This is a genomic window from Bacteroidota bacterium (assembly GCA_016213405.1).
Lineage (GTDB): Bacteria > Bacteroidota > Bacteroidia > Palsa-948 > Palsa-948 > Palsa-948.
Window position 1 is genome coordinate 45,603 of record JACRAM010000113.1, and the last position, 6,850, is coordinate 52,452.

The following is a 6,850-nucleotide window of genomic DNA, read 5'->3' on the forward strand; positions in this document are numbered from 1 at the left end:
CAAAGATAGAAAGTTTGTCCGAGGGACTCCTTCGGAGAAGACAAAATCAAAAAATGAAAAACAGGGTTAGAACATGAATCCGTATTTCTGTCTTTTAAACCGGCTGACATCGTATTTCTTTTTCTTATCCAAACCAATATTTGAACTCCATGCCAGCATAATTTCGTGAGAGCCGCTTTGAAATGAACGCAGAGGAGAAGTAATTATATCGTAAGAGTAGCTTATATGAAACTCTTCCATGAAAGTTACTCCTGCATGAAGTGCAATAGCATCGCGCAACCTTACAGACACACCGCCAAAAACTTTTTGCAGATAATGAAGCCGAAGATTGTAATCAATCGTCATGGGGTTTGCCTGTGCGTATAAAACCTGCAAAGAGTTTTCCCAAATCCAATCCGGCTGCCCTGACCAATTGTATCCCACACTTCCATAAACGTGAGGCACCATTCGGATGTTTGTTTTGTGCACGGTATCGGTTTCGGGATAATAATTAATGGATGGTTCAAGAAGATTCAGCAAACTCAATCCGAGATGAAAACGGTCGTTGTAAAATAAAAGACCTGCGCTGGCATCCCAAACTTTTTTCGTTTGGGAAGAAGCTAGATCAATGGCATTGTCTATCGGAATGTGCATGTGAAGTTTTGTTCCGTCAACCGTATAGGAAAGATTATGAACTGCAGCGCCAACGGAAAGTTCTACATCATCAAACTTAGCATGGAAAGAATATGCAAAAGAAAAATCAGAGCGCTTGGTGGGTCCGGTTTTGTCAGTAAAATAGGCTGCTCCCACTCCCATTGTGCCGCCTAATATTCTCGAGTTGGCAGAAACTCCCATCGTTACAGGCGCATTATCAAATCCTGTCCATTGATTTCTGTAATTCATTCTGGCATCAACAATTCTTTTTGTTCCCGCTACTCCGGGATTGAGCATTATGCTGTTCGGCTTGAACTGTGTGTAATAAGGCATCTGCTGACAGATGGCAGATGGAAAAATTCCAAAACTCAAAAAACAAAACACAAATAATATCCAAGTCCCAAGTCCCAAGAAGCAGCCAGCCACGGTTGTTCTCTTGGAATTTGGGATTTGGGATTTGGAATTTGGAATTTTATTTGTCATTTGATGCTTGTCATATGTAATTTATCATCTTATGATAGTTACCGCCCCCTGCATTTTTGATTTTCCGCTTCCGGGACTCAATACATAATAATACGTGGCGCAGGGAAGATCAACCCCGTCAACTCTTCCGTTCCAGTCATTTAAATAAGGCGATGCCTGATAAACAAGTTTGCCATTGCGGTTGAATACTTCAAATTTACTTTCAGGATATTTTTGAATATTTCCGATATAGAAAACATCATTCAAGCCATCTCCGTTTGGAGTGAATGCATTGTAAACAACAAGTTCATCGCTTGGAATAACAAACAGAACCATGCAATCGTAATTTGCACAGCCATTTCCATCAACCCCTCCAACACAATATATAGTTGTATCAGAAGGTTCAGCAATTGGATTTGCTGAATTCTGATTGTAAAGAGTTTGCCAGGGATACCAATAGTAATTCACCGCACCGCTGCCAAGGAGCTGCGTATTTGTTCCTTCAATAATTGTCATATCAGGTCCTGCACTTACGTTTGGCAACGGAAAAGTATCTACAAAAATAATATCTACGGAAGAATTTCCAACTGCATCTGTAACGGTAAGTGTATAATCGGTTGGCGTGGAAGGAAAGGCATTTGGATTGGGTGAATTCGGAAAATCAAGTCCTGAAGTTGGCTGCCAGGAATAGGTGTAAAGAGGCGTTCCGCCCGTTGCTGAAGGATTGCCTCCTATCTGCACAGAATCATTCGGACAAATGCCTGTATTGTTTCCCGCATTGGCAGAAAGAGGAACGAAAGATTGAGCGTTTAAATGGCAGAAGGCAGAAGGCAGAAAGCAGAAAATAAAAATCCTCAAGAAGTATTTTTCAACGTGTAACGTGTAACTTGTAACTTGTAACCTACTGCGCGCGTTCATCTCTTTTCTTTATTGCGTTAAATATGCTTGTTACTATCCACATTACTATACTGAACAACAACGCCTGCCAGAATCCGTTCACGCGAAATCCGTCAACCAGTTTATCAGCAAGAAGAATTATCAATGTATTTATTACAATCAGAAATAATCCGAAAGTAAAAATTACTGCCGGAAGTGAAAATAAAATCAAGAGAGGTTTTACTAGAACATTGAGGCATCCAAGAACAAAAGCAACAATTACTGCAGTCACAAAACTATCTACATAAACTCCCGGTAAAATATAGGCAGTCACAAGAACAGCCAGCGTGGAAATAATCAGTCGGATTAAAAAATTCATATTGAAACAAAATAAAATTTCCTATTTTTGAAGGGCAAATATACAATTCTACGCAAAGGAAATAAGCAGCGATTCAATCAGAAACTATTATTACCAAATCGGAATACTGAATAAGTTATTTTTCATCACTTTTTTCGTCTATGATTTTTTACATTCTGTCGAAGAAAACACAACATCTGCCGAAAACAGAGCTCTGGCTATTGATATAGTTATATAATGTATGCACCTTTGTGTAGCGATTCTGAAAAGCAGTGCAATATTTAAATGTTATTTATGAAATGAAAATTTACTTTTCTCTTTTTATTAAAAAACGCAGCATCACTCATGCGGTTTTTTTATTGTTCGTCATCGGACTTCGCTCATCTCAATGCTTTTCACAGGACTTTGTAAATAATGGCGATGTTATTTCTAACCTCAACGGCAACATTATTTTTGTTAACGGAAACATCAGCGATCTTTCAAACGGAACTTTTGAAAATACCGGCTCCATTTACTTAACCGGTGATTGGACAAACAATGCCGGCAATCCTGCATTTACAATTACGCCTGGCGGAACCGTGTTGATGGTGGGTGCTACTCAGAATATTCAGGGAAGCAGTGTAACCGAATTTTACAATCTCACCCTTTCAGGCAGCGGTGTCAAACAATTAACCGGCATTGATGCCATAGTGAAAAATACACTTAACCTTAATGACCGCGAATTGTCCACCAACACAAATACTGCTTTTGTAACTAACACATCCCTAAATGCAATTACCCGCACAAGTGGTTTTGTTAGCAGTTTAGGAAACGGAGCATTGGTGCGCAGCATGGCATCAACAGGCACTTATCTTTTTCCGGTTGGTTCGAGTATTGCACCTGCACGATACCGACCGGTGGATATTGTAACGGCAACTAGTTCGGCAAATGCTTTTGCTGTTCGATTGGCTAACACGGAGGCTACCAACGAGGGATTCAATATTTTTCAAAAACAATCCACCATTCAAAATGTTAATCCGCTGTATTATCACCGCATCCGAAGAGACAGTGGCAGTACGGCTGCAGACATTACTATTTATTTTGATGCAGTGCTTGACGGAAATTTTGCAGGCATCGCGCACTGGCAAAATCAGCCGCAATGGGAAGATATAAATGCAGGTTCTGCATCAGGTAATTATGGATTAAGTGCGTTGAGCAAACAGGTATGGAACGACTTTTCTCCTGATGCATTTGCTTTGATAAACGATGAATGTGGAGAATTTTTTGTTCCTACTGCTTTCTCTCCTAACAACGATGGTCAAAATGATTTTGAATGTGTTTACGGAAAGTGTATAGAAACTCTTTTGTTTTCCATCTATGACCGCTGGGGAGAAAAAGTGTTTGAGACCGAAGACAAAAATCTGTGTTGGGATGGAAAATACAGAGGCAAACTAATGAATACCGGTGTGTTTGTTTACACCCTGCACGCTACTTTCAAGTCGGGTCAAGAAATAACTAAAAAAGGTAACATAGGATTAGTGCGATGAGAAATTTGAGAATACAGAATACAGAATTCAGAAGATGAAAAACAAAAGCAAAAAGTTTTTAATTCAAAATTCAAAAGAGTTGTTCCTTTTGACTTTTGAATTATTCCTCTTTTGCCTTTTTTGCCTACTGCCTACTGCCTACTGCTTTTCACAGGACATTCACTTCTCGCAGTTTTATATGAATCCGCTTGCCATGAATCCGGCAAATGCTGGTGCAGATAGAAATGAGATGCAGGCAATTCTGAATTATAAGGACCAATGGAGAAGTGTTGCTTCTCCCTATAAAACTATTGCCCTTTCCTGCGATAAGAGAATTCAAAAGAAAAAAAGTGCTATGGATTTTTGGGCAGTGGGCATAAATTTTTTTAATGACAAAGCAGGGGATATTAATATGAAAACATTTCAGGCAAATATCTCGGCTGCCTATCATCATTATCTGAGCAAGGAAAAATATTCTTCTGTTGGTGTTGGATTGCAAACCGGTTTTGCACAGCGAAGCATTAGTTATGACGCGGTAACCTGGGGCAATCAATTTGACGGGAACAGCTACAATCCCTTTCTCCCTACAGGCGAACCTGCCAGTGGCACTTCCTACGCCTATGGAGATTTTCTAAGCACCGGAGTTTTATATTCCTATAATAATACGTCCGGAAGAATAAAAGTCACTGATAATCATGAGTTGAAAGTTAATCTGGGATTTTCTGTTTTTCATATCACGCAACCCAAGTATTCATTTTATGAATCGGGAGAGAAAATATATATGAAATATGTTTTGCATGGCAACGCTCTGCTTAGTGTGCCCAATACGAATATTGCCTTTGCTCCCGGTTTTATGTATTTCAGACAAGGTCCGGCTCAGGAAATTTATCCGGGCACATTGATCAGATATAAACTCAGGCAAGCAAGCAAGTACACCGGTTATTATAAGTCAATGGCAATTTCAGTGGGCGCTTTCCTGAGAATGAAAGATGCCATTGCTCCTGTTGTATTATTCGAAAATGCGGGTTATAGTATCGGACTCAGTTATGATGTAAATGTCTCTGATTTGAAAGTAGCTTCAACAGGCAGAGGAGGATTTGAAATTTCTCTGAAGTATCAAATGCCTGTTAGAGCCATTTACGGAAGCAGGTCTAAATTTTAATGAAGAACACAAGCAAAAAAAAGTAGTATTATATATTATATAAAGGAACAAACTTCACTCTGAATAACATGAAAAAATTAATCATCACATCCGCAACAGTTTGCAGTTTGCAATTTGCCATCTGCCATCTGCCATCTGCCATCTTACATGCGCAGCAAAACACAGGCATAGGAACTCTTACCCCTGATCCCTCGGCAAAGCTGGATGTGGTTTCCACAACGCAGGGTGTGTTGGTTCCGCGCATGAACACTGCCCAGATGAATGCCATTGCTGCTCCCGCAAACGGACTTATGATTTACAATACAGATACCTTATGCTTCTTTTATTATAAATCAATTGCATGGATTTCACTTTGCAATGCAGGAGGCGGTTCATGTCCTGCTGGTCCACAAGGTCCTACTGGTGCAGCAGGAACCAATGGAACTAACGGAACAAATGGCACGAACGGCACAAACGGAACAAATGGCACTAACGGAATTAATGGCGTAACCGGTCCCACTGGTGCAGCGGGAGCAAATGGAACTAACGGAACAAATGGAATAACCGGACCAACTGGCGCTGCATCCACAATACCCGGACCTACCGGACCAACAGGTAATGGAATCAGTTGCTGGGATTTGAACGGAAACGGAATAAATGATCCTGCTGAAGATTTGAACGGTGATGGTAGCTGGAACTCTCTTGACTGTGTGGTGGGTTCTCCCGGTCCTACCGGACCAACCGGTGCAGCAGGCATAAACGGTACTAATGGAACAAACGGAATAAATGGCGTAACCGGTCCTGCCGGAGCAAATGGAACTAACGGTACCAATGGAACAAACGGAATAAATGGTGTAACCGGACCAACAGGTGCAGCAGGCATAAACGGTACTAATGGCACAAACGGAACAAATGGCGTAACCGGACCAACTGGCGCTGCATCCACAATACCCGGACCTACCGGTCCAACAGGAAATGGAATCAGTTGCTGGGACTTGAACGGAAACGGAATAAATGATCCTGCTGAAGATTTGAATGCGGATGGTTTCTGGAATTCTCTTGACTGCGTGGTGGGCTCTCCCGGACCAACCGGTCCAACAGGTGTAGCAGGCGCGAACGGTGCAACCGGTCCTGCCGGAGTTGCAGGTCCAACAGGTGCAGCCGGAGCGAATGGAACCAATGGAACCAACGGAGTGACCGGACCCACAGGAGTAGCCGGAACAAATGGCACGAATGGTATTAATGGAATAACCGGCACAACCGGACCGGCAGGAGTTGCCGGGCCCGCAGGACCCACAGGTGCAGCGGGAGCAAATGGTACGAACGGAACCAACGGAGTGACCGGACCTACAGGTGTTGCAGGAACAAATGGCACGAACGGTATTAATGGAGTAACCGGCACAACCGGACCGGCAGGAGTTGCCGGACCCGCAGGTCCCACAGGTGCAGCCGGAGCAAATGGTACGAACGGAACCAATGGCGTAACCGGATCCACAGGTGTCGCAGGAACAAATGGTATTAATGGAGTAACTGGCACAACCGGACCTGCAGGAGTTGCCGGACCCGCAGGACCCACAGGTGCAGCGGGAGCAAATGGCACCAACGGAACCAATGGCGTAACCGGACCCACAGGAGTAGCCGGAACAAATGGCACGAACGGTATTAATGGAGTAACCGGCACAACCGGACCGGCAGGAATTGCCGGACCCGCAGGACCAACAGGTGCAGCCGGAGCGAATGGTACGAACGGAACCAATGGCGTAACCGGACCTACAGGAGTAGCCGGAACAAATGGCACGAACGGTATTAATGGAGTAACAGGCACAACCGGACCTGCAGGAGTTGCCGGACCCGCAGGACCAACAGGTGCAGCGG

General features: G+C 43.1%; 6 protein-coding genes. 3 read left to right on the forward strand and 3 right to left on the reverse strand.

The window, feature by feature from the left end:
* Positions 1-66: 66 nt before the first annotated feature.
* From HY841_13535 to HY841_13545, 3 genes are all read right to left on the reverse strand, one after another.
* Positions 67-1,005: a type IX secretion system membrane protein PorP/SprF gene (locus tag HY841_13535; GenBank protein ID MBI4931783.1), complete on the reverse strand. Its 939-nt coding sequence runs from the start codon at positions 1,003-1,005 to the stop codon at positions 67-69.
* A gap of 135 nt (positions 1,006-1,140) precedes the next feature.
* Positions 1,141-1,953, reverse strand: a complete 813-nt coding sequence (locus HY841_13540) for a gliding motility-associated C-terminal domain-containing protein (GenBank protein ID MBI4931784.1) — start codon at positions 1,951-1,953, stop codon at positions 1,141-1,143.
* Between the two features lie 43 nt (positions 1,954-1,996).
* Positions 1,997-2,350, reverse strand: a complete 354-nt coding sequence (locus HY841_13545; GenBank protein MBI4931785.1) for a phage holin family protein — start codon at positions 2,348-2,350, stop codon at positions 1,997-1,999.
* A 278-nt stretch (positions 2,351-2,628) separates the two neighbouring features.
* On the opposite strand from HY841_13545, the gene HY841_13550 reads away from it, so the two are divergent.
* From HY841_13550 to HY841_13560, 3 genes are all read left to right on the forward strand, one after another.
* Positions 2,629-3,855, forward strand: a complete 1,227-nt coding sequence (locus tag HY841_13550; protein ID MBI4931786.1) for a gliding motility-associated C-terminal domain-containing protein — start codon at positions 2,629-2,631, stop codon at positions 3,853-3,855.
* A gap of 34 nt (positions 3,856-3,889) precedes the next feature.
* Complete coding sequence (locus HY841_13555; protein ID MBI4931787.1) at positions 3,890-4,996, forward strand: PorP/SprF family type IX secretion system membrane protein; 1,107 nt, start codon at positions 3,890-3,892, stop codon at positions 4,994-4,996.
* Positions 4,997-5,064: 68 nt separating this feature from the next.
* The coding region (locus HY841_13560) for a hypothetical protein (protein ID MBI4931788.1) at positions 5,065-6,850 on the forward strand (1,786 nt) is incomplete at its 3' end.